The sequence below is a fragment of the Duganella sp. GW821-FHT01E12 genome (genome assembly GCF_059422325.1).
Window position 1 is genome coordinate 1,202,464 of sequence record NZ_JBWKWR010000001.1, and the last position, 23,029, is coordinate 1,225,492.

The 23,029-nt window shown below is 65.7% G+C and carries 22 protein-coding genes; 8 read left to right on the plus strand and 14 right to left on the minus strand.

Annotated elements, in window-relative coordinates:
- Positions 1-2: 2 nt before the first annotated feature.
- Positions 3-887, minus strand: a complete 885-nt coding sequence (locus AC07WS_RS05150) for a DUF2167 domain-containing protein (RefSeq protein ID WP_494728004.1) — start codon at positions 885-887, stop codon at positions 3-5.
- 181 nt (positions 888-1,068) lie between these two features.
- Between AC07WS_RS05150 and AC07WS_RS05155 the strand changes: the two genes are divergently transcribed.
- From AC07WS_RS05155 to AC07WS_RS05170, 4 genes are all read left to right on the plus strand, one after another.
- Positions 1,069-2,727, plus strand: coding sequence for a M28 family metallopeptidase (locus AC07WS_RS05155; protein WP_494728005.1), 1,659 nt, complete (start codon positions 1,069-1,071; stop codon positions 2,725-2,727).
- 73 nt (positions 2,728-2,800) lie between these two features.
- Positions 2,801-5,578, plus strand: coding sequence for a M16 family metallopeptidase (locus AC07WS_RS05160; RefSeq protein WP_494728006.1), 2,778 nt, complete (start codon positions 2,801-2,803; stop codon positions 5,576-5,578).
- Between the two features lie 27 nt (positions 5,579-5,605).
- Positions 5,606-5,782, plus strand: coding sequence for a hypothetical protein (locus tag AC07WS_RS05165; protein ID WP_494728007.1), 177 nt, complete (start codon positions 5,606-5,608; stop codon positions 5,780-5,782).
- A 76-nt stretch (positions 5,783-5,858) separates the two neighbouring features.
- Positions 5,859-7,379: a family 43 glycosylhydrolase gene (locus tag AC07WS_RS05170; protein WP_494728008.1), complete on the plus strand. Its 1,521-nt coding sequence runs from the start codon at positions 5,859-5,861 to the stop codon at positions 7,377-7,379.
- On the opposite strand, the gene trhP is transcribed toward AC07WS_RS05170, so the two are convergent.
- The 3 genes from trhP to AC07WS_RS05185 form a co-directional block, all read right to left on the minus strand.
- Positions 7,376-8,734 (minus strand): prephenate-dependent tRNA uridine(34) hydroxylase TrhP, encoded by a 1,359-nt coding sequence (gene trhP / locus AC07WS_RS05175; protein ID WP_494728009.1) that lies wholly within the window; start codon positions 8,732-8,734, stop codon positions 7,376-7,378. The genes AC07WS_RS05170 and trhP overlap by 4 nt on opposite strands.
- Positions 8,735-8,814: 80 nt before the next feature.
- Entirely contained in the window at positions 8,815-11,493 is a 2,679-nt protein-coding gene (locus AC07WS_RS05180) for a bifunctional acetate--CoA ligase family protein/GNAT family N-acetyltransferase (protein WP_494728010.1), read from the minus strand.
- Between the two features lie 20 nt (positions 11,494-11,513).
- Complete coding sequence (locus AC07WS_RS05185) at positions 11,514-12,443, minus strand: histone deacetylase family protein (protein WP_494728011.1); 930 nt, start codon at positions 12,441-12,443, stop codon at positions 11,514-11,516.
- Positions 12,444-12,610: 167 nt separating this feature from the next.
- Here AC07WS_RS05185 and AC07WS_RS05190 point away from each other — a divergent pair, with 167 nt between their 5' ends.
- The 3 genes from AC07WS_RS05190 to AC07WS_RS05200 are packed head-to-tail and all read left to right on the plus strand — an operon-like array spanning position 12,611 to position 16,258.
- Positions 12,611-13,480: a c-type heme family protein gene (locus tag AC07WS_RS05190; RefSeq protein ID WP_494728012.1), complete on the plus strand. Its 870-nt coding sequence runs from the start codon at positions 12,611-12,613 to the stop codon at positions 13,478-13,480.
- An 8-nt stretch (positions 13,481-13,488) separates the two neighbouring features.
- A complete protein-coding gene (locus AC07WS_RS05195) occupies positions 13,489-14,220 on the plus strand; it encodes a toll/interleukin-1 receptor domain-containing protein (protein WP_494728013.1) in 732 nt (243 codons plus the stop codon).
- Entirely contained in the window at positions 14,207-16,258 is a 2,052-nt protein-coding gene (locus AC07WS_RS05200) for a hypothetical protein (RefSeq protein WP_494728014.1), read from the plus strand. Before AC07WS_RS05195 ends, AC07WS_RS05200 begins: the two co-directional genes overlap by 14 nt.
- A 13-nt stretch (positions 16,259-16,271) precedes the next feature.
- Here AC07WS_RS05200 and AC07WS_RS05205 read toward each other — a convergent pair whose 3' ends face one another.
- The 6 genes from AC07WS_RS05205 to AC07WS_RS05230 form a co-directional block, all read right to left on the minus strand.
- Positions 16,272-16,826, minus strand: a complete 555-nt coding sequence (locus AC07WS_RS05205; RefSeq protein ID WP_494728015.1) for a hypothetical protein — start codon at positions 16,824-16,826, stop codon at positions 16,272-16,274.
- Entirely contained in the window at positions 16,823-17,425 is a 603-nt protein-coding gene (locus tag AC07WS_RS05210) for a lysozyme family protein (protein WP_494728016.1), read from the minus strand. Before AC07WS_RS05210 ends, AC07WS_RS05205 begins: the two co-directional genes overlap by 4 nt.
- Before the next feature lie 8 nt (positions 17,426-17,433).
- Positions 17,434-17,949 carry a PAAR domain-containing protein gene (locus AC07WS_RS05215; RefSeq protein WP_494728017.1) on the minus strand — a complete coding sequence of 172 codons (516 nt, stop codon included), beginning with the start codon at positions 17,947-17,949 and terminating at the stop codon, positions 17,434-17,436.
- 196 nt (positions 17,950-18,145) lie between these two features.
- On the minus strand, positions 18,146-18,856 hold the full coding sequence (locus tag AC07WS_RS05220; protein WP_494728018.1) for a DUF4386 domain-containing protein: 711 nt from the start codon (positions 18,854-18,856) through the stop codon (positions 18,146-18,148).
- Between the two features lie 256 nt (positions 18,857-19,112).
- Complete coding sequence (locus AC07WS_RS05225; protein WP_494728019.1) at positions 19,113-19,472, minus strand: collagen-like protein; 360 nt, start codon at positions 19,470-19,472, stop codon at positions 19,113-19,115.
- Positions 19,473-19,690: 218 nt separating this feature from the next.
- On the minus strand, positions 19,691-20,434 hold the full coding sequence (locus tag AC07WS_RS05230) for an SDR family oxidoreductase (protein ID WP_494728020.1): 744 nt from the start codon (positions 20,432-20,434) through the stop codon (positions 19,691-19,693).
- A gap of 100 nt (positions 20,435-20,534) precedes the next feature.
- Here AC07WS_RS05230 and AC07WS_RS05235 point away from each other — a divergent pair, with 100 nt between their 5' ends.
- The gene (locus tag AC07WS_RS05235) at positions 20,535-21,452 is read left to right on the plus strand and encodes an AraC family transcriptional regulator (protein ID WP_494728021.1); all 918 of its coding nucleotides are present in this window, start codon (positions 20,535-20,537) and stop codon (positions 21,450-21,452) included.
- A gap of 102 nt (positions 21,453-21,554) precedes the next feature.
- On the opposite strand, the gene AC07WS_RS05240 is transcribed toward AC07WS_RS05235, so the two are convergent.
- The 4 genes from AC07WS_RS05240 to AC07WS_RS05255 form a co-directional block, all read right to left on the minus strand.
- Complete coding sequence (locus AC07WS_RS05240) at positions 21,555-21,884, minus strand: HigA family addiction module antitoxin (RefSeq protein ID WP_494728022.1); 330 nt, start codon at positions 21,882-21,884, stop codon at positions 21,555-21,557.
- A 17-nt stretch (positions 21,885-21,901) separates the two neighbouring features.
- Positions 21,902-22,183 carry a type II toxin-antitoxin system RelE/ParE family toxin gene (locus AC07WS_RS05245; protein ID WP_494728023.1) on the minus strand — a complete coding sequence of 94 codons (282 nt, stop codon included), beginning with the start codon at positions 22,181-22,183 and terminating at the stop codon, positions 21,902-21,904.
- Between the two features lie 118 nt (positions 22,184-22,301).
- Positions 22,302-22,532 carry a hypothetical protein gene (locus AC07WS_RS05250; protein WP_494728024.1) on the minus strand — a complete coding sequence of 77 codons (231 nt, stop codon included), beginning with the start codon at positions 22,530-22,532 and terminating at the stop codon, positions 22,302-22,304.
- Positions 22,533-22,537: 5 nt separating this feature from the next.
- The gene (locus AC07WS_RS05255; protein ID WP_494728052.1) at positions 22,538-22,828 is read right to left on the minus strand and encodes a DUF8426 domain-containing protein; all 291 of its coding nucleotides are present in this window, start codon (positions 22,826-22,828) and stop codon (positions 22,538-22,540) included.
- Positions 22,829-23,029: the final 201 nt, after the last annotated feature.

Below are 23,029 nucleotides of genomic sequence, written 5' to 3' on the forward strand. Positions count from 1 at the left end.
GTTCAGCCCACGCGCTCGCGCCGCTCCGGCGCGGCCGCCTGCGCCGGCTGGCGGCCGAGCGCCTTGTACAGCCAGGCGCCGCACAGGAGCACGGCGATCAGGATGAATTTCTTGAACGCCAGCAGCACCACATACAGCTTGCCGAACAGGCCCAGCTTGGCCGCGATGGCGCCGGCCGCCAGCGCCGCCAGGCCGTAGTCGGCCAGCTTGTCGGTCCTGCCGTCGAAGTCGGCGTAGCGCTTGCCCGGGGCGAAATCGGCGGCGGCGGCCACGTCCTGCATGGCGCGCCTGACCTGTTCGAACTGGTTCATGCCGGCCACCGCGTTGAGCACCAGCACGCCCTCGCGGCCCAGCACGCGGACGTTGTAGTTCAAGCCGTTCTCGTTGCTGCCCTCGGTGTGCAATTCCTTGGCCCAGTACAGCTGGCGCCGGGCGCGGTCGTAGCGGGGCGGCTCGACCCAGCCGATCAGCGTCATGGCCGCGTAGCCCTGCTCGCGGCGCGCGGCGTTGCGGTCGGCCACCGCCTCCTTCATCTGCGCCAGCAGGCCGGCGTAGTCGATGGCGCCGGCGTCGTCGTCCCGGACATGGCCGTCCGCCTCGTAACTGACGATCACGCCCCAGCCGGCCGCGCCCAGCAGATCGACGCCGGTCGGCACGATCATGCCCAGGGTCGGCGGGCCGGGCGGATTGCCCCAGCTGTCGACCAGGAGCTTGCTGGCGTCCTGCGGATTCAGGTAGCGGAAATGCGGCGGCAGCGCCAGCGTGGCGACGCCGCCCGGCAGCGTGACTGTGCCGCCCTGGTAATGCAGGCCGTCCAGCAAGGCGGCGGCCGCCGCCGGCGGCGCGCACAGAATCAGGCTCAACAGGGCGGTCAGCATACGGCGCATGGGCACTCCTTGCTAGAAAAGCCATATCCTACAGGAAAGTATTGCGTATTTGGTAATTATTTTCCATGGTACGACAATCGGCCAAAACGGGACGCCCGGTATGCGCATGCCTGATTGCCGCGGTGTTGATTTCATGTCAGTATTGCCTCGCAGTTCAATTAAAAAAATTACGGAGACAGATTTGAAAAACACCCTCTTCATTTGTTCGCTGCTCGCCGCCGCCACCGCACAGGCGGGCAGCGGTCCGGAGTTCGACGCCAAGCATTTGTCGCAAGACGTCAAGGTGCTGGCGTCGGACGAGTTCGAAGGCCGCGGCCCGAACACGGCCGGCGAGACCAAGACCGTGGCCTACCTGATCGAGCAGTTCAAGGCGGCCGGCCTGCAACCGGCCGGCGACCTGCTCAAGGGCCAGAAGACCCAGCGCAGCTGGACCCAGGACGTGCCGCTGGGCCGCTTCGAGATCAAGGGCCCGGTCAAGCTGGTGGTCAGCGACGGCAACACCCGGCAGGAACTCAAACAGGGCGACGACATGGCCGTGCGCGCCGCGATGAACGGCAGCCACCAGGTCGACTTCCGCAACGCGCCGCTGGTGTTCGTCGGCTACGGCGTCAACGCGCCCGAGCGCAAGTGGGACGACTTCAAGGGCTTCGACCTGCGCGGCAAGCTGGCGGTGGTGCTGATCAACGATCCCGACTTCGAGACCGGCGTGGGTGACTTCGGCGGCAAGGCCATGACCTACTACGGCCGCTGGACCTACAAGTACGAGGAGATGGCGCGCCGCGGCGCGCTGGGCACCATCATCGTGCACGAGACCGCGCCCGCCTCCTACGGCTGGGCCACGGTGAAGAACTCCAACACCAACGTCATGTACGACATCGTGCGCAAGCAGCCGGCGCTGGCGCACGCGCCGATGGAGGCGTGGATCCAGCGCGAGCTGGCGGTCGACCTGTTCAAGCGCGGCGGCCAGGATTTCGAGGCGCTCAAGAAGCTGGCGCAGACCCGCGCCTTCAAGCCGGTGCAACTGAAGGGCGTGAACCTGAGCGCCAGCTACGCGGTCGACGCCCAGACCATCGTGTCGAAGAACGTGGCCGGCCGCGTGGTGGGTAGCACCGCGCCCGAGCAGACCGTGCTCTACAGCGCGCACTGGGACCACCTGGGCGTCGGCCTGCCGGACGCCAGGGGCGACAAGATCTACAACGGCGCCATCGACAACGCCACCGGCATCGCCGCGCTGCTGGAGCTGGCGCGCGCCTACGGCAAGGCGCCGGCGCCGCAGCGCAGCGTGGTGTTCCTGGCCGTCACGGCCGAGGAGAAGGGCTTGCTCGGCTCCGAGTACTACGCGGCCTATCCGCTGTATCCGCTGGCCGAGACGGCCGGCGTGATCAACATGGACGCGCTCAGCCCCTACGGCCCGGCGCGCAACTTCACCATCTCCGGCAGCGCCAAGCTGGACCTGCTGGACCAGCTGATCGCCAAGGCCAGGCAGATGGACATGGCGTACGCGCCCGATCCGAAGCCGGAGGCCGGCCACTTCTTCCGCTCCGACCACTTCCCGTTCGCCAAGCGCGGCGTGCCGGCCATCTCCTTCGGCTCCGGCGACGACCTGGTCGACGGCGGCCTGGCCGCCGGCCGCAAGGCGGAAGAGGACTACAACACCAACAACTACCACCAGCCGTCGGACGAGTGGAGCGCGGCCTGGCCGTTCACCGGCATGGCGCACGACCTGGGCCTGTTGTACGGCCTGGGCCGCGACCTGGCCGATTCCGGCGCCTGGCCGAACTGGGCGCAGGACGCGGAATTCCGCGCCACCCGCGACGCCAGCGCGGCGCGCCGCAAATAAAAACACTGCGCACCCGCTGTAAAGCCGGTGCGCTTTTTTTTGCAGCCCGTCCTTCCCACCACGGAGAATCCGCATGACCCCAACCCTCAGCCGCACCATGCTCGCGGCCTCGATCGCGCTGGCCACCGCCGGCGGCGCGCTGCACGCCGCCGAGCCGGCCAAGTCCGCCGCCAAGGCCGAGATCGCCATCCCCGACATCCCCTACACCAAATTCGTGCTGAAGAACGGCCTGACCGTGCTGGTGCACGAAGACCACAAGACGCCGGTGGTGGCGGTCAACACCTGGTACCACGTGGGCTCGAAGAACGAGAAGCCCGGCAAGACCGGCTTCGCCCACCTGTTCGAGCACCTGATGTTCAGCGGCAGCGAGCACTTCAACGAGGGCACCTTCATCAACGCCATGGAGCGCATCGGCGCGACCAGCCTGAACGGCACCACCAACACCGACCGCACCAATTATTTCGAGAACGTGCCGACCTCGATGCTGGACTACACGCTGTTCGCCGAGAGCGACCGCATGGGCCATCTGCTCGGCGTGCTGGACCAGAAGAAGCTGGACCTGCAGCGCGGCGTGGTGCAGAACGAGAAGCGCCAGGGCGAGAACCAGCCCTACGGCGTGGCGCGCCAGCTGCTGTCGGAAAACACCTGGCCGGCCGGCCATCCGTATTCGTGGACCGTGATCGGCTCGATGAAGGACCTGGACGCGGCCTCGATGGCCGACGTGCAGGACTGGTTCAAGACCAACTACGGCCCCAACAACGTGACCCTGGTGCTGGCCGGCGACATCACGCCGGAGCAGGCGCGCGCGAAGGTCGAGCAATACTACGGCGAGATCCCGGCCGGGCCGCCGCTGGCCAGGCAGGAGGCGTGGGTGGCCAAGCGCAGCGGCACCCACCGCGGCACCGTGCAGGACCGCGTGCCGCAGGCGCGCATCTACCGCGTGTGGAACGTGCCCGGCTCGCACACCGCCAGCGAACCGCTGCTGGACCTGGCCGCGCGCGTGCTGGGCGGCGGCAAGACCTCGCGCTTCTACAAGCGCCTGGTCTACAAGGACCAGCTGGCCACGAGCGCCAGCGCCAACAACGGCTCGTCGGAAATCGCCGGCCAGTTCATGCTGGTGCTGACCGCCCGTCCCGGCGTCGACACCCACAAGCTGGAGCAGGCGGCCGACGAGGAGTTGCGCGCGCTGATGAAGTCCGGCCCCACCGCGGCCGAGCTGGAACTGGCCAAGACCGCCATCCTGGCCGACTTCACCCGCGTCGTCGAACGGGTCGGCGGCTTCGGCGGCAAGAGCGACGTGCTGGCCACGTGCGCCACCTACACCGGCAACCCCGACTGCTACAAGGATTACCTGAAGGCGGTCAAGGCCGCCACCCCGGCCGCCATCCGGCAAGCGATGAACGAATGGCTGGCCGACGGCGACTACGTGCTGGACGTGCAGCCCTACCCGGCCAACCTGAGCGCCACCGCCAAGCTCGACCGCAGCGCGCCGCCGGCGCCGGGCCAGGCCGAGTCGCTCAAGCTGCCGGCCATGCAGAGCGCCACGCTGTCGAACGGCCTGAAGGTGGTGCTGGCCGAGCGCCACAGCGCGCCGGTGGTCAACCTGTCGATGATGGTCGATGCCGGTTACGCGTCCGACGCGCAGGACCTGCCCGGCCTGGCCAACCTGTCGCTGCGCATGCTGGAGGAGGGCACGCCGTCGCGCAGTTCGCTCAAGATCAGCGAGGAGTTCGAGGCGCTGGGCGCCGAGTACTCGGCCTACAGCAACCTGGACGGCGCCTTTGTCCAGCTCAACGCGCTCAAGGCCACCTTGCCCAGGGCGCTGGAGGTGTACGCCGACGTGCTGCTGCATCCGGCCTACGCCCAAAGCGAACTGGACCGTTTGAAGAAGGACCAGCTGGCCTCCATCCAGCGCGAGAAAGCCAGTCCGCAGCTGATGGCCCTGCGCGTGCTGCCGGGCCTGATCTACGGCCAGGGCCACGCCTACGGCCTGCCGCTGACCGGCACCGGCACCGAGGCGGCCGTGGCGCGCATAGGCCGCGACGACCTGGTCAAATACCACCAGAGCTGGTTCAAGCCCAACAACGCCACCCTGCTGGTGGTGGGCGACACCACGCTGGCCGAGCTCACGCCGCTGCTGGAAAAGACCTTCGGCGGCTGGAAGGCCGGCGCGGTGCCGAAGAAGAACGTGGCCCAGGTGGCGCCGGCCGCGCAGCCGGTGGTCTACCTGATGGACAAGCCGGGTGCCTTGCAAAGCGTGATCTACGCCGCGCAGCTGGCGCCGCCGCGCAACGCGCCGGAGGCGTTGCCGCTGCAGGTGGTCAACAACATCTTTGGCGGCAGCTTCAGCTCGCGCATCAATATGAACCTGCGCGAAGACAAGCACTGGTCGTACGGCGTGAGCGCCGGCCTGCAGCCGGCCGTGGGCCAGCGCCTGTACCTGAGCACCTCGCCGGTGCAGACCGACAAGACCGGCGCGGCCCTGCAGGAACTGGTGCAGGAGTACGCCAACATCGCCGGCGCCAAGCCGATCACCGCGGCCGAGCTGAGCAGCGCGCAGGAAAACGAAACCCTGCGCCTGCCGGGCTCGTTTGAAACGTCGGGCCAGCTGGCCGGCGCCTACGGCGCCATCCTGCAATACAAGCTGCCGGCCGACTATTTCAACACCTTCACTTCCACCGTGCTGGCGATGACGCCGGAGCAGGCCAACGCGCTGGCCGCGCGCACCATCACGCCGGGCAAGCTGACCTGGCTGGTGGTGGGCGACCTGAGCAAGGTGGAAGCCGGCGTGCGCAGCCTGAACCTGGGCGAGGTGCGCAGGATCGACGCCGACGGCAAGCCGCTGCCGTAAGCGCCCCGCGCCGCGCCGGCCGGCAACGTGCTGATCGGCATCCAGGGCGGCAGCTTCGCCGAGCAGACCCTGAACCTGGCCGCCGGCAGCTCCCCCCCCCCCGAAATCCCCGTTGGCCCCGCCCAGGGCCGGTGGGGATTTTTTTATGCGCCGGCGTCGCGCCTGCCGATGCCGAAGTGCGTATCGGGCACGTTAAAAATGTGATTGGAGGGATTTTCATCGCCGCCGTAGCATGGGGTGAGAATCAAAACAAAAAAACCTCAATCCAATGGAGACAACCATGAAGCGTCTACTGTCATGTATGGCCGTGCTGGTCTGTTTGGCCGGTTCAGCCTTTTCCGCGCACGCCGCCATCACCATCAACACCAGCGTGCAATACAAGATCAAGAACGTCAACAGCGGCCTGGTGCTGGGCATCGACGGCGCCAGCCAGGCCGCCGGCTCCAAGGTGGTGCAGTGGGCCGACAACGGCACGGCCGACCATCTGTGGCACTTCATGCCGATGGGGAACGGCCAGTACAACATCGAGAACATGCTGACGCACCAGGTGCTGGGCGTGGCCAGCGCCGGCACCGCCGACGGCGCGCAGATCGTGCAGTGGGCCGACAACGGCACCTCGGACCACCTGTGGACCGTGACCCAGGCCGCCAGCGGCAACTTCCTGATCCAGAACGTCAACAGCGGCAAGTACCTCGACGTTTTCCAGGCCAGCATCCAGAACACGGCCACCATCGACCAGTGGGGATCGACCGGCTGCACCTGCCAGGAATGGCAGCTGGTGAACACGCAGACCAGCCCGTATCCGGCGCCGCGCGCGGTGGCCGGCGACGGCATCTTCGTGCACGACCCCTACATGCTGCGGGACGCGGGCGGCAAGTACTGGCTGTACGGCAGCCACCAGACGCTGGCCACTTCGACCGACCTCAACACCTTCACGCTCTACACCAGTTGCACCACCGCGCAGATGGGCGGCTACGCGCCGAACTGCCCGCCGATCGGGCCGGACTTCAGCACGTGGAGCGGGCTGCAGACGCCCAAGGGATGGAACAACGGCGCCAACACCGACATCTGGGCGCCCAGCCTGCTGCTGGCGAACGGCACCTACTACCAGTACTATTCGATACCGTACCTGCCGAGTTCGGGCGCCGAGGCGGTGATCGGCGTGGCCACCAGCTCGGCGCCGCAGGGACCGTGGACCGACAAGGGCTTCGTCACCAAGTCGTGGACCAGCAGCAGCGCGCCGCCGGCCGGCTTCAGCAAGACCACCGACAACGCCATCGATCCGGCGCCGTTCACCGACGCCAGCGGCAACTGGTGGATGGCCTGGGGCTCGTGGACCGACGGCACCCACCTGATGCAATTGAATCCCGCCACCGGCCTGCAGTCGACCACCAACACCACGGTGTACACGCTGGCCCAGCGGGGCTCGCCGACCTCGGCCGAGGAGGGCCCGTTCATCTACTACTACAACGGTTACTACTATTATTTCGCGCCGATCAACGCCTGCTGCAGCAGCACCTCGCCGTACCGCACCATCGTCGGCCGCTCGGCCAGCGTGACCGGGCCGTACGTGGACCGCGGCGGCGTCGCGCTGACCGCCGGCGGCGGCACCATCCTGCTCAGCACCCACGGCAACGTCATCGGTCCCGGCGGCGGCAGCGTGTTCACCGACGCCGGCCACGGCAACCGTCCGACCTTCGTCTACCACTACTACGACGGCAACAACAACGGCCGGCCCACGCTGGGCATCAACCCGCTCGGCTTCACCGCCGACGGCTGGCCCTACGTGATGGCGAACTAGAGGTAGCGCGCCAGCAGCGCGCGGTCCAGCGACGGGTCCAGCTCGATGCGCACGATGTGGCCGCTGCCCGGCGCCACCGCGATGTCGGCGCCGTCGTCGGCGCGCATGCGCGAGAGCGTCAGGTCGCGGTTGCCGCTGGGGTGGATCACCTCGATCCGGTCGCCCACCGCGAAGCGGTTCTTGACCTCGACCCTGGCCCAGCCGTCCTGCACGCCCAGCACGTCGCCGACGTACTGGCTGCGCTCGGCCTCGGAGGCGCCGCGCATGTAGTTCTGGTGCGCCTGCGTGTGGTGGCGCTGGTAGAAACCGTCGGTGTAGCCGCGGTTGGCCAGGCCCTGCAGCTGGCCCAGCAGGCCGATGTCGAACGGCCGTCCGGCCACCGCGTCGTCGATGGCCTGGCGGTACACCTGGGCCGTGCGCGCCGCGTAGTACAGCGACTTGGTGCGGCCCTCGACCTTGAGCGAGGTGACGCCGATCCTGACCAGCCGTTCGATGTGCTCGACCGCGCGCAAGTCCTTGGAGTTCATGATGTAGGTGCCGTGCTCGTCCTCGATGATGGGCATCAGCTGGCCCGGCCGCTCGGCCTCCTCGATCAAATAGGGCTGGTCGGCCAGCGGATGGCGCGGCTGCTGGTGCAGCGTCGACCACGGCCGGTTGGCCTCCTCCAGCGCCTGCTGGAAGTGCAGCGGGATGATCTGCGTCGGCCCGAGGTCGCCGCTGGCGTCTTCAGAGGCCGGCTGCACCTTGTAGTCCCAGCGGCAGGAATTGGTGCAGGTGCCCTGGTTGGGATCGCGGTGGTTGAAGTAGCCCGACAGCAGGCAGCGGCCAGAATAGGCGATGCACAGCGCGCCGTGCACGAACACCTCCAGCTCCATCTCCGGGCAGCGCTGGCGGATTTCCTCGATCTCGTCGAGCGACAGTTCGCGCGACAGGATCACCCGCGTCAGGCCCATGCGGTGCCAGAACTTGACGTCGGCCCAGTTGACCGCGTTGGCCTGCACCGACAGATGGATGGGCATGTCCGGCCACTCGTCGCGCACCATCATGATCAGGCCCGGGTCGGCCATGATCAGCGCGTCGGGCTGCATGGCGATCACCGGCGCCATGTCGCGCACATAGGTCTTGAGCTTGGCGTTGTGGGCGAAGATGTTGGAGGCCACGAAGAACTGCTTGCCGCGCGCGTGCGCGCCGTCTATGCCCTCCTGCAGCGCCTGCAGCGTGGAGAAATCGTTGTTGCGCACGCGCAGGCTGTAGCGCGGCTGGCCGGCGTAGACGGCATCGGCGCCGTAATCGAAGGCGGCGTGCATCTTGGCCAGCGAGCCGGCGGGGAGGAGGAGTTCGGGAGCGTGGAGCATGACGGATGGGCAAAAGCTAGGCAGTCTAGGCGCCCCGCCGTCAAATTTCCTTGACCTGGATCAAAATTTTCCGCATCCGCCTACAGCGACTTGCTGCACAACTTGAAGTCCGGGTCCTCGTCGTACGGGCGGATCTGGAAGCCCAGGCTGGCCATCAGCTTGAGCATGCCGCTGTTCTTGCACAGCACCAGACCGTCGATCTCGCTCAGGCCCTTGTCGCGCGCCACGTCCATGATGCCCAGCATCAGCCGCGTGCCCAGGCCCTGGCCGCTGTAGCGGTCGTCCACCAGCAGCGAGAACTCGCAGCTGCTGTGGTCGGGATTGGCGATGTAGCGCGACACGCCGATGATGCTGTCGGTCTCGACGAAGTCGCCGTCCGGCCCCGGCGCGCGCTGCGTGAGCACCGCCACCAGCGCCATCTCGCGGTCGTAGTCGATCAGCGTGTAGCGCGCCAGCATCTGCACCGACAGCTCGCGCAACGACGAGGCGAAGCGGTAGTAGCGCGACTTCTCCGACAGCCCGCGCACCAGCTCCTGCAGCATCGAGGCGTCGTCCGGCTGCACCGGGCGCAGCGTGTACTGGCCGCCGCCGCGCATCGGCCACTCCTGCGTGTAGCTCGACGGGTAGGGCAGGATGGCCAGGTGGTCGTAGCCGTGCGCCGACGGCGGCGCGGCGTCGATGACGATGCGGGCGTCCACCGCCAGCGCGCCGTGCTCGTCGACGATGAGCGGGTTGATGTCCATCTCGCGCAGCTGCGGCAGCTCGCACACCATCTCCGACACCCGCAGCAGCATCTGCTCGATGGCCTCGCGCTGCACCGGCGGCGCGCCGCGCCACTCGCCCAGCATATTGGCCGAGCGCACCCGGCCCATCAGCCGCTGCGCCAGGAACAGGTTGAGCGGCGGCAGCTCGACCGCGCGGTCGTCGATCAGCTCGATCATGGTGCCGCCGGCGCCGAAGCTGATCGCCGGCCCGAACAGGCGGTCGGTGACCACGCCGATGTACAGCTCGCGCCCGTGGCGCTTGCCGGCCATGCGCTGCACCGTCACGCCGTTGATGCGCGCCTCCGGCAGCAGGCGGCGCACGGTGGCCATCATGTCGCCGTAGGCGTCGCGCACGGCCGCCGCGTTGAGCAGGTTGAGCACCACGCCCTGCACGTCGGATTTGTGGGCGATGTCGGGCGAGTCGATCTTCAGCGCCACCGGGTAGCCCAGCTGGCTGGCCACCAGCATGGCCTCGGCGGCGCTGCGCGCCAGTATCGTCTGCGTGATCGGGATGTGGAAGGCCGCCAGCAGCGCCTTCGATTCCATCTCGGTCAACACCTTGCGGCGCTCGGCCAGCACGCCCTCGATCAGCAGGCGGGCGCCGTCCAGGTCCGGCTGGGCCAGTTGCGACAGCGGCGGCGGCGTCTGGTGCAGCAGCTGCTGGTTCTGGTAGAACGAGGCGATGTTGGAGAAGCCGTCCACCGCCGCCTCCGGCGTGCGGAACGTGGCCAAGCCGGCCGCGTTGATCAGCCGGCGCGCCTCGGCCACCTGGCGGTCGCCCATCCAGCAGGTCAGCAATGGCTTGCCGAGGCCGGCGTTGAGGGCGCTGACCGCTTGCGCCACCGCCGCCGGATCGCTGCCCAGCTTGGGCGAGTAGATCACCAGGATGCCGTCCACCTGGTTGTCGTGGGCGCAGGCCTGGACCGCCGCGCTGAAGGCGTCGGCGTCGGCCTCCTCGGTCAGGTCGAGCAGGTTGGTGAGCGTGGCGTGCGGCGGCAGCTTGGGCGCCAGCGCCTGCGCGCCGGCCTCGGACAGGCGCGCCAGTTGCAGCCCCAGTTCGGCGATCCAGTCGGCCGCCAGCACACCTGGGCCGCCGCCGTTGGTGACCACGGCCAGGCGCGGCCCGACCGGGCGGTAGCGCGAGGCCAGGCACTTGGCGGCCGAGAACAGCTGCACGAAAGTCTTGACCCGCACCGCGCCGGTGCGGCGCAGCGCGGCGTCGAACACCATGTCGCTGGCGACGATGGCGCCGGAGTGGGTCAGCGCGGCCTGCGAGGCGGCCGAGGCCTTGCCGGCCTTGAGCACCACCACCGGCTTGGTGTTGGCCGCGCCGCGCAGCGCCGACAGGAAGCGGCGCGCGTCGGTCAGGCCCTCCATGTAGATGACGATGCTTTGCGTGGCCGGATCGGTGGCCAGGAAGTCCAGCGTCTGCGCCAGGTCGACCGCCGTGTTGGCGCCCAGCGAGACCACGGTGGAAAAGCCCACCGCGTTCTGGCTGCCCCAGTCGAGGATGGCCGAGGTCAGCGCGCCGGACTGCGAGATCAGCGCCAGGCTGCCCGGCTGCGCCAGCTGGCCGGCCACGCTGGCGTTGATGTTCAGGCGCGGGCGCTGGTAGCCCAGGCAGTTCGGCCCCAGCAGGTGGATGCCGTGCTTGCGGGCGATCTCGTGCAGCTCCCCGGCCAGCTTGCCGTCGACGCCGGTCGACAGGATCAGCGCCGCGCGGCACTGGATGCGGCCGGCCACTTCCAGCGCGAAGCTCAGCTCGTCGTTGGGCAGGGCGATCACCGCCAGGTCGGCGCGCGAGTGGGCCAGGTCGGCCAGCGTGCCGCTCATGCCGACGTCGAGGTAGGTCACCGGCCCGGTGAAGCCGCCTTGCTCGAGCTGGGCGCGGATGCCGCGGCCGTAGCAGGTCTGGCGCTCCGGCTGGTCGGCCTGGCCGGCGAACACCACGATGGACTTGGGCGAGAACAGCGGCGTGAGGTAGTGGGTTTCCATGAGGGGGCGATCGTGAGAGGTTAGTCGTCCATGCCGAGCAGGACTTTGACGTGGGCGGCCACGCTGCGCGCCAGCGACGACAGCTCGTAGCCGCCCTCCAGGCAGGAGACGATGCGGCCCTGGCTGTGGCGGGCGGCGACCGCCACGATCTGCTTGGTGATCCAGGCGTAGTCCGCCTCGACCAGGCCGAGGTTGCCCATGTCGTCGTCGCGGTGGCCGTCGAAGCCGGCCGAGATGAAGATCAGCTGCGGCTGGAAGCGTTCCAGCGCCGGCAGCCATTGCTCGGTCACGGCCTGGCGCAGCAGCTCGCCGCCGGAGCGCGCCGGCAGCGCCACGTTGACCATGTTGGCGCCGCGCGGCACGTTGCCGCAGAACGGATACAGCTTGTCCTCGAAGATGGAGCACATCAGCACGCGCTCGTCGTCGCGCAGGATGTCCTCGCTGCCGTTGCCGTGGTGGACGTCGAAATCGACCAGCGCCACGCGCTGCAGGCCGTGCACATTGAGCGCGTGGCGGATGCCGACCGCCGCGTTGTTGAAGAAGCAGAAGCCGCCGGCGGCCGCGTACTCGGCGTGGTGGCCGGGCGGGCGCACGTTGCAGAAGGCGGTGCCGGCGCCCTCGGTCAGCACCAGGTCGGTGGCCAGCACGGCGGCGCCGGCGGCGCGCAGCGCGGCCCGGTAGGTGTGCGGATTCATGCTGGTGTCCGGATCGACCTGCACCGTGCCCTCGCGCGGCGACAGCGCGGCGATGGTGTGGATGTACAGGCTGGAATGGGCTTGCGCCAGCTGCTGCTCGGTGGCCAGCGGCGCCTCGCAAGGCTGCATGAAGTCCAGCAGGCCCTTGATCAGCAGCATATCGCTGATCGCACCGATCCGCTCCGGGCATTCGGGGTGCTGGTCGCCCATGGCGTGCTTCAGGCAATCGGGGTGCGAGATGTAGGCGGGCAGCATAGGAATCCAATATAACCTGAATTAAGTGTACTGAGGGAGATCAAACTATTCGTTGATGCAAGTCAAAAATAACAACACCAGTCCAAATGGACTGGGGTGATTTCACCAATTCGTCATATTAAAAAAATATAATACTGTCACTATTTTGCACCCTGGGCCGGCGGCGTATGAAACTGTTGTACAAATTTAATCTCGTGTTGCTGCTGATATTCGCGCTGGGCGGCTACGCCACCGCCCAACTGACCCGCACCGTGTTGCAGGACAACGCCCAGCGCGAAGTGGTCAGCCACGCCAGCCTGATGATGGAAGCGGCGCTGGCCGCGCGCGAGTACACCACCAACGAGGTCAAGCCGCTGCTGGCCGAGGGTTTGAAGACGGCGTTCCTGCCGCAGTCCGTGCCGTCGTACGCGGCCACGCAAAGCTTCAACAAGCTGCACACCGCGCATCCCGACTACAGCTACAAGGAAGCGACGCTGAACCCGACCAATCCGCGCGACCGCGTGGTGGACTGGGAGGCCGACGTGGTCCAGCGCTTCCGCGACCACGCCGAGCTGAAGGAGGTGACCGGCCAGCGCCAGACCACGTCCGGTCCCTCGCTGTACCTGGCGCGGCCGATACGCATCAGCGACGGCCGCTGTCTGGCCTGCCACAGCACGCCGTCCGCCGCGCCGGAGACCATGAAGGCGCTGTATGGCAGCAACAACGGCTTCGGCTGGAAGCTGGGCGAGGTGGTCGGCAGCCAGATCGTCTCGGTGCCGCTGTTGGTGCCGCAGCGCGAGGCCGAGCGCGCCTATTCGCTGATCATGGGCGGCATGGCGCTGACCTTCGCCGCCATCCTGGTGGCCGTGAACGCCTTGTTCTACCTGCTGGTGCTGCGTCCGGTGAACCGCATCGCCCGCATCGCCGACGCCGTCAGCGGCGGCCGGCTTGACGTGGAGCATTTCGACGTGCGCGGCAAGGATGAAATCGCGACCTTGAGCAAGGCCTTCAACCGCATGCGCCGCAGCCTGGAAAAAGCCATGGCCATGCTGGCCTGAACGCGGCCATGAGCCTGGACGTATTCCTCAGCCACTCGCATGTGGACAAGGTGTTTGCCGACGCCATCTGCCATCGGCTGGAGGCGGCCGACATCCGCTGCTGGGTGGCGCCGCGCGACATCCGCCCCAGCGAGGACTGGGCCGAGGCCATCATCAACGCCATGGACCAGGCCAGGATGCTGGTGCTGATCTTTTCGGCCAGCTCGAACAGTTCGCCGCAGGTGCGGCGCGAGGTCGAACGCGCCGTCAACAAGGGCTTGATGGTGCTGCCGTTCCGCATCGAGAACGTGCCGCTGTCGAAGAGCCTTGAGTATTTCATCAGCACCCAGCACTGGCTCGACGCCATCACCGGCGACCTGGAAGACCACCTGACCCAGTTGTGCAGCAGCGTGGCCATGCTGCTGGAGCGCCTGCCACCGGCCGCCGCATCGCCGCCACCAGCCACTGCCGCGTCGCTGCAAGGCATGCCGGCGAGCTTCGGCATCCCGCCATCGGCCGCCAACGCGCCACAGCAAGGCGTGCCGCCGGCGGCCGCGATCGCACCGGCCATCGCGCCGGCCCTGCTGGCGGCCATCGAGCAGGCGCTGGCGCAGGAACTGGGACCGATAGCCCGCCATCTGGTGCGGCGGGCGATGCTGGCCGCGCCGTCGCGGCAGCAACTGGTGGCGGCGCTGGCGCAGGAGATCGACGACAGCGCCGAGCGCCAGCGCTTTGTCGCCCGCTGCCATGCCGCCGGCTGACGAGGGCGCGCCGTCGCCCTACGCGCTGCCCTTCGTGGTGGCGCTGACCGGCCACCGCGACCTGCATCCCGACGACGTGCCGGTGGTGGCCGAGCAGCTGTTCGAGGCCATCGAACTGATCGCGGCGGCGCTGCCGCACAGCCCCATCCACTTCCTCTCCGCGCTGGCCGACGGCGCCGACCAGCTGTTCGCCGAACAGGTGCTCAAGCTGCAGCGCCAGTGCGCGGCCGCCGCGCCGCAAGGCCAGCGCCGCATCGAACTGATCGTGCCGCTGCCGATGCCCTTCGACGACTACTGCGTCGAACAGGCCGGCGGCGCCGCGGCGCGCGAGCGCGATCCGCAACGATTCGAAGCGGAGCGGCAGGCGTTCGCGGCGCGCTTCCTGCGCTACAGCGCCGGCGCCGGCCAGGTGTTCGTGATACCGAAGGCGCCGCCGGCCGGCGTGCTGGCCGCGCCGCGCACCCCGGCGCAAGCGGCCTACGCGCAGCTGACGCGCTACCTCGGCATCCACGCCCAGTTGCTGATCGCGGTATGGGACGGGCAGGGCGAGACCGCCCGCCATCCGCGCCGTCCGGGCGGCACGCTGGACCTGGTGCAGACGCTGCTGCACGGCGTCGAACGCAGCGGCCATCCGCGCAGCAGCAACCGCTTCGCCGCGCCGGCGCACGGCACCGTGCTGCATGTGTACAGCCGCCGCGCGCAGGAATCGTCGGCCGGCTTGCCGAGCGCGCGGGCGGCCGGCGGCTTCCGCCTGGCGCACGGCGAACAGGCCGGCGCGATCGGCCACTGGGATGCGCCGCAGCCCGGCTGGCCCGGCGTGCGCGCGCCCGGCCCATGGCAGTTTTTGCGCAGCCCGGTGCGCGCCTGCGAACGCTGGGCCGCGCACCGCGCCTGGTGCGCGCTGGCGGCGCGGGTCGAGAGCCGGCTGGGCCGCCGCTGCGCGCCGCGCACCCTGGCCGTGCTGTACCAGGTGCATGCAGACGGCCGCGAGATCGACACGCTGAACCTGCTGCACCAGCGCGCGCTGGCGGGACGCGATGCGTCGGCCTACGCCGGCAGCCTGCGCGCGGCCGGGCAGGCCTATCTGGCCAGCCTGGCGCTGCCCGGCGTCGCCGCGCTGCCGGCCGGGATCGGGCTGGGACTGGGGCCGCTGCTGCGCGCCTTCTGCGCGGTCGACGTGCTGGCCGAGCGCAGCAAGCGATACTGGAGCTATCGCTGGCGCTTGCTGGCGTCGGCGGCCGTGCTGGCGGCGGCCTCGTCGTCGCTGCGGCAGCTCAGTCCCGCGCATGGCGACCTGATCGAATCGATGGCGTTCGCCGCCGGCGCCTGCGGCGCGGTGGCCATCTACCTGTGGGTGGTGCTGTCGCGCCAGCGCAATGCCTATCTGGACTACCGCGCCCTGGCAGAAGGGCTGCGCTTCCAGATGTACTGGCTGTGCGCCGGCGAACCGGCGCTGGTGACCGACCACTATGTGCAGAAGTACAGCGGCGATATCGGCTGGGTGCGCCACGCGCTGGACGCCTGCCTGGTGGTGCATCCGGTGTCTGGCCTGCCGGCGCGGCGCGTGGTGCAGGGCTGGATCGCCGACCAGCTGGCCTACCTGAACGGCAACGGCAACCGCCGCCGCCGGCGCCGCCACATCCGCTCGGTGGCGATCGGCAACGACCTGCTGTTGTCCGGCCTGTTGTGCGCGGCGGCCGCGCTGACGCTGGTGCTGACCAGCGGCCGCAGCTACGCGTCGCTGCTGGCGCTGCTGCTGTCGGGGATGAAGCTGGCGACCGGCGTGGGCGCGGCCTGGCTATCGCTCAACAACAAGATGGGGCACGGCGAGACGCTGGCCCAGGCCGACCAGCTGCGCGGCCTGTACGGACGCGCCCGGCTGGCGCTGGAGCAGATCGAGGCCGGCGAGGGCCCGACGGCGGAAAAGGAACGCCACGCGCGCGACCTGCTGTTCGCGCTGGGCAAGGCGGTGCTGGAGGAAAACGCCGGCTGGCTGGCGGCCCACCAGCAGCGCCGCCTGAGCTGGCATGGCAAGTGATGGTGTCGCAGCGCTACTTCTTGGCGGGCGGGGAAATTTCGACTGGATTGATGTCGGATCGGAGCAGCCGCATGATTGCGGGATCACGGGCATATTTCTTCTTGAGCTTAAGCAGAAAGGCATCCATCCCTTTGCATTGGCCGTATTTGTCGCAGTCGTTGCGCCACTGGACGATGTACCGGACGTCGGCAGGAAGCATGTTCCCTGCTTCGTCTTCCCCTTTCTCTCGGCAGTCGTTGGACCACCGCTCGATTACCATTGAGCGGATTTGTTCGCCCTGGGTATGGAGCCGCAGGCAAGCATTCCCCTTCGTGTATTGGAGTACACAGATAGTCACGCCGAGACTGCAGTAGTCGACTTCGGTGTATCCGTTCTGAACCAGCTGCCGCTCCAGGGCCATATAGTCGCCGCTTGCCGCGTGAGCCAGTGGATCTGCGCGCCATCCCTCAGCGCCGAGTCGCGCGCGGGCTTTGATAAAAGGCTCACCGACCCTAAGCCCTGTCGGTGCGGCTTGAGCGAGTGAGGTGAGCCCTAAAAGGATGGCAACCAAGGGCTTGCCTATTTTCATCTAGTGGTTCCTCCTGCCGCTTTATATACTGCCTCGAAATGCTCGTACTCGACATAAGGTTGATTGTGACGGCCAGCTTGGCCGCGTCCTTTCGGGAGTGCGGCCCATGGTTTCGACGCCTGGACCAGACCAGCCTCGATGTCCCCCTGTTGTATCTTGTCAACGACTCCAAGTCCGCGAAGTATGGATACTGCTATGAGGTCTTGTGTTTCTGGTGTGAAGTCCGCCAACCCCATGCGCCGCTCGCCGTGATCCTGCCAAGTGCCTTTGTTTATCTGATACATACCTGCGGCGGTGGTGGCGCCATCACAGCCAGGACCGGGATGTGTTGAATAATCCGTAAATCGCCATGGATCATTGTGTTTTCCCTTGACTGCGCCGTACTTGAAATCGTATCCACCGCCTTCTGCATCGGCGATGGCCTTCAGGAAGGCCTGAACGTTGGCGTCTTTTAGGTATTCCCTATTCTCGGCCAATCGCTGGTCTTTGTTTAACTTGATTCGTACAGCCTTGGCCTCAGCATCCTCGCGCGGCGTTGTCGTTCTGGTTGCTCGGTGACGGAGAACGCGTCCTGATGGGGATGTAATGGTTGCAGCCATGTGCGCCCTCACGAATATATTTCAATGGATTCAGCTTGTGCAGCCGCTGCCAGCAAATGCGTGTGTCCCTTGTCGTCAGTGGTCCCGAATTCGACCTGTCCATTCGCCCGTCTTAGCGCATACTCGGTGTTGATGAGCGGTGCAGCGGTATCTTCATCAATCAGGAGATAGCGATCATCGAACATCATTCCCGGTCTCGCCGTCGTAGCAGCGGATTGCGATGTACCTGATTCTGTATTGCTGGTGGTTTGAGATTTGATTGATTGGTTCGGAACAAGCAGCGGGGGATTAGGGCATCCACAGCGGCATAGATCATTTTCCAATGCGACGTTCTTGCCGTTCCAAGTCTCAGGAATTCGAGGTCCCACGCACTCGATCCTCCCCTGTGATTTACACGCCGGACAGAAAATCTCATCGCCTTCAAGTGCGATGGTGGCGCCATTGATGCTGCCGTTGCTACTGGCGGAGATGACCTTGCCGCCGGAAGAGGTCGATGCACCTAGAGTGATCGTATGGCGTTTCATTTATTGCTTCCCTCGGGCAGTAGCGGCCGGTATTAGAAAGTTGGATTAGCCTTTCAGAAATTATTAATTGAGCGAAAAATTTCTATTTGCGTAGACGCAAGTGGACGGGTGAATTGCTGTGTAATTTAATCGGGATGTTGCTTTTGTTCTGCCCCGCACACCGGTCTTTGATCGGGCAGGGCAATACAAGCCAGTTCTATGCCGCAGCCGTTACGGGCAGCATGACGGCTTTCCCCTGCTTCGCCCCACGCAGCAAGATCCACAGCGCGAAGGCGACCTCGCCCAGTTGGCAAGGGAAGGCGAGGCCGGCGACCAGATCGTTGAATTCAGGGCGCAGCAGGCCGGCGTAGCTGAGCACCAGGTAGGCGAAGCCGTTGATGGTCAGCCAGACGGCCAGGAAACGCGGCAGGAAACCGCAGCGGTACACCAGCGCCGCCAACGGGAACAGCCACAGGCCCCAGAAGATTTCGGAGGCGAAGGTCATCATGCTGTGCACGCGCAGGAACAGCGTCGCCAGCCCGTCGCGCTGCGCTTTGCTGAACGCGGCCAGGAAGTCCGGCCCCTGCACCAGGATCAGGGTGGCCATGTCGTTGAGCGTGTTGAAGAAGTACAGCGGCGTGTCCATGAAGCCCAGCATCAGCATCAGCAGGGCATAGTTCTTGTTCACGTCCCGGAACAACCGGTACAGCGTGAAGGTCAGCACCAGACTGACCGCGCCGGTGAGCAGGTCGCCGGCGATGCCGAAGCGGAACAGCTGCTCATGTGCCGCGATGCCGGCGATGGTCGCGGCGGTGTCGCCGCTGACGAACAATTTGCTGGGGATGTAGACCAGGCGCAGCGGCGCGATCAATATGACCAGCAGGTAGAAGAAGCCTGCAATCCTGGCGCTTTTGCTGAGAGTGTTCATTCTGTTTCCCCCTATTGAAGGTCGGACGAGGTTTGGGCGCCCATCCACTCGATGAGCTCTTGATTTCATGTGTCAACAATATCTGACATATGAAATGATTGCAAGAAGAATTTAATATAAAGACAAGTGCATGCCCTTGAAGACCCGAACTCCGCTTCTGAAAACAAAAACGCCACCCGAATGAATCATTGGGGTGGCGTTTTTGTCAGACGGATTTTCCATATTTGGGCGGCATCGCTCCCCGCCGTCGTGCTGCTTAGCGTTGTGGCACAACAATGACCGTGTCGCCGGTTTTACCTTTGGCGCCGGTGTCACCTTTGGCGCCGTCATAGCCGGGAGCGCCGGCCTCGCCCTTGGCGCCATTGTCGCCGGCCGTGCCGGTAGCACCGGTGGCGCCCTTGGCACCGTCGAAACCTGGCGCGCCGCTATCGCCGGTCTGGCCGGTCGCGCCTGTCGCGCCAGGGCGGGCTTCGGCCCCTGTGGCGCCGGTAGCCCCAGCAGGGCCGGGCGCGCCGGCAGGACCGGCGACAACCTGTACCACTGGCGGGCTTTCGCGTTTGCAGGCGGTTAAGGCCAGCGTGGAAGCGAGGGTAATTAAGATCAATGCATGTTTCATCGTGAATCCTTTGGCAGTGGCTGCACCGCCGGGTGCGGAACGGCTCGACGGTGTCGGGCGCGAGTTTCGCGTGGCGGTATGGAGGACGAGGCAATGGCCAAATCGGCGCGGGCGGGGACGGGCATTGGTGGTCCAGATGCAGCATGCTTTGTCGTGCCAAACTGGTCTGTGCGTTTCAGTACATAAAAGGACGGGAACAGACCACCGCAGTTGCGCCTTCAGCTTGGCCGGGACAGCGCGACGGCGTCGGCGCCAGCCGGCAGGCGGAGCGGGCACGACGGATCGTTCGCCGCACGCCATACCGCCTCTGCCACGTCGTCCGGGCGAGTGACCGCAGTCGACTGCCCCCATGCGTCGAAGACATTCTTCGCCAAGGCGGCGTACGGCTCAGGGATGGCGCCCTGCATGAGCGGCCGGGCGTTTTCACTGAATCGGGTCTGCGGAGCGCGTCCCGGCAGCACCAGGTTCACTCGCACATTGAACTGCTGAAGCTCCAGGGCCAGCGACTCGGTGAAGGCGTTGACCGCCGCCTTGCTCGCCGTGTACACGGACAGCAGAGGGAGCGGCATCAATGTCACGCTCGACGTCACGTTGATGACCACACCCGCCTGCCGCAACCTGAACTGCGGCAGCACCGCCTGGGTCATCGCTATCGTGCCTAGCGTGTTCGTTTCGAAGACATCGCGGACGGTTTTCATCGAGGTGCCCTCCAGTGCGCCAAGTACGCCTATGCCGGCGTTGTTGACCAGCACGTCGATCGGTCCCGCCGCCTCCACGGCGCGACGGATGCTGTCTGGATCGGTGACGTCGAGGGCCAGCACGCGCAGGTGCTCGGAACGCGGCAGAAGGTCCTCGCGCGGCGTGCGCATGGTGGCGATGACCTTCCAATCGCGATCGAGGAAGAATCGGGCGGTCTCGAGGCCGAAACCGGATGAGCATCCGGTGATGAAGACTGTTTTCATGGCGACTCCTGTTGAGTGGTTGGCGGTAAGCCAACTATAGTGCGCCGTGGATGGACTTGCTAGAATAGGGAGTCCACGTTTAATTAGCGAGAGTCCAGATATGATTGATCCGCTCGCTGAGGTTGTCACACTCCTGCAACCGCAAGCCCGGTACTCGAAAGTCGTCAGCGCCGCGGGCCCATGGCGGGTAAGGCGCTCGGAAACCGGCCAACCGTTCTACTGTGTGATTCTTGATGGCTCGTGCCGCCTCGAGGTCAACGGGCACGAGCAGATCCAGCTGCAGCAAGGCGACTTTGTGCTGATACCGGCGGCGTACAGTTTCACGGTGTCCAGCCTTGAGCCGCCGGCATCGGAGGAACTGGATATTGCGCCGGTGCCGCTGGCGGATGGCGAATTCAGACACGGCGCTCAAGATGGACCGCCCGACGTTCAGCTGCTGGTGGGTTACTGCTCCTTTGGCTCGCCCGACGCGGCCTTGCTGGTTTCGCTACTCCCGCAACTCGTGCACGTTCGCGGCGAGCAGCGTCTGGCCACGCTCGTGCAGCTGGTGGGCGAAGAAACGCGTGCGGCGCGGCCCGCGCGGGAGGTGATCCTGGCACGGCTGCTGGAGGTGCTTCTCATCGAAGCGCTGCGGTCGGCAGCACCGATTGCGTCGTCGCCGGGTCTGCTGCGTGGCCTGGCCGACGAACGCCTGGCTGTCGCGATCCGCCGTCTTCACGAAAACATGACCAGGCCCTGGACGGTGGCGCAGCTGGCGAAAGAGGCGGCCCTGTCGCGCTCGGCGTTCTTCGAGCGATTCAGTCGCGCATTGGGCGTTGCGCCGATGGCGTACCTGCTCGCCTGGCGCATGGCATTGGCCAAGAGCCTGCTGCGGCGACAGGAAGCGGGCATCGCCGAGGTTGCTGAACGCGTCGGCTACGGCTCGGCGAGCGCATTCAGTGTTGCGTTCACCCGGCATGTCGGACTGCCGCCGGCGCGTTATGTGCGCGAGCAAATGGTATCGCAGCGTTCGGATTAATCCCGAAACGCTAGCCGATTGACACCGCGGCGTGTAAGCGTGCAGGGTGGAATCGAACCACCGGCACAAGGATTTTCAAGACGTGTGCCGGCTCGCCAGCGTTCACGCTGCCAATGCTTGGCCGTTGTCGCCACCGACGTTACGCGGCTCGATCTCATCGATAATTTTTTTCATTGCCAGTCTGGCGGCCATTTTCAAATCATATGCTTGTTGCAGGTTGAGCCATGACTGCGGATCGCCACCGAAGTAGCGCGCGAGCCGCAGCGCGGTATCTGCGGTTACGCCCCGTTTTTCGTTGACGATGTCGTTGACACGGGACGGTGCCACATGAAGCGCCTTCGACAGCGCATGTGGCGTCATTCCTAACGTAGCAAGAAACTCCTCCCGCAAGATTTCGCCGGGATGGATGGGCCGCATTTCATTCTTCATCATTTCACAGCCTTGATCAGTTAGTGATAGTCGATGATTTCCACGTCTTTCGGCCCGCTTTCTGTCCAGACGAAGCAGATTCTGAACTGCGCATTCACTCTAATGCTGTATTCGCCCTGGCGCTCGCCGCTGAGCGCCTCCAAGTGATTTCCGGGCCGAGAGCGTAAGAAATCCAACGTGGCTGCGCTGTCCAGTAGCTGGAGCTTCCGTTCCGCACTGGAGCGAAAATTTGCGAACCTGGGCACTGCCTTTCCTTCGAACAGCCTTTTGGTCTGTTTGCACCTGAAGGACAGGATAGCCATATTGTAAGCCGTTTATCGGGGTGTGATAGGCAAGCGTAGCGCCTCTTAAGCACGTTGCGGATGAGCTGCGTCAGTGCTGCTAACGGCTGGTGCTGAGGACTGTCGTGACCTGATCTGATTAGCTAGACCTTTGACTTGTTGCGCGGACTAATACCTCGGCGACCACGTCCGGATTCCGAATGTACTCGTAGCTGACGACGGCCCGGCGAATGGGCTTGCCAGATGCAGCTGCAAGACGCAATTGCCGGTTGATGGCGCTGTCTTGGCCCGACTTGAAATCCTGGTCACTGAAGTTTTTGTTGAATTCGCTAAGCAGGACAGGTTCGCCCGACAATTCGAAAAGCGGCATTTTGATCACCGGAAAGGCTCATGTCTGAACGCGATCAGTTCAGCGGGCAGGTCGTCTTGACTGAGTGGTTGTTTTTCATTCAGCCATCGCATTGGACGGCGATAGTTTGCGCGAATAGGTGACTGTCCGTTCATGTGGAACGCGTCGCCAGTTATTTGCGCCAGATAGAAGTATGTTTTCCCGGACTCTCGCCGCTGGGGGACCAGAATCAAATCTCCAGTACCTATCTCACGAGAAAACATCCAACACATCTTAGCTTCTTTAAGCGGATGCCGCACATACGACTGCGGGTGCATCTTCTTGATCGGGGAACGCAACGATACTACGGTGTGCTCCTTTGCCAAACAATGAATACGTGGGGCACAACTTGGCTTGCTTGTATTACACAAATCTAAGCCGGAAACAAAAACGCCACCCGAATGAACTGACCCCAAATAGTTGGACGGTATAGTTTGCTAAGCAGCCAAGGGCTGAGTTCTGTATTGCACAGGACTCAG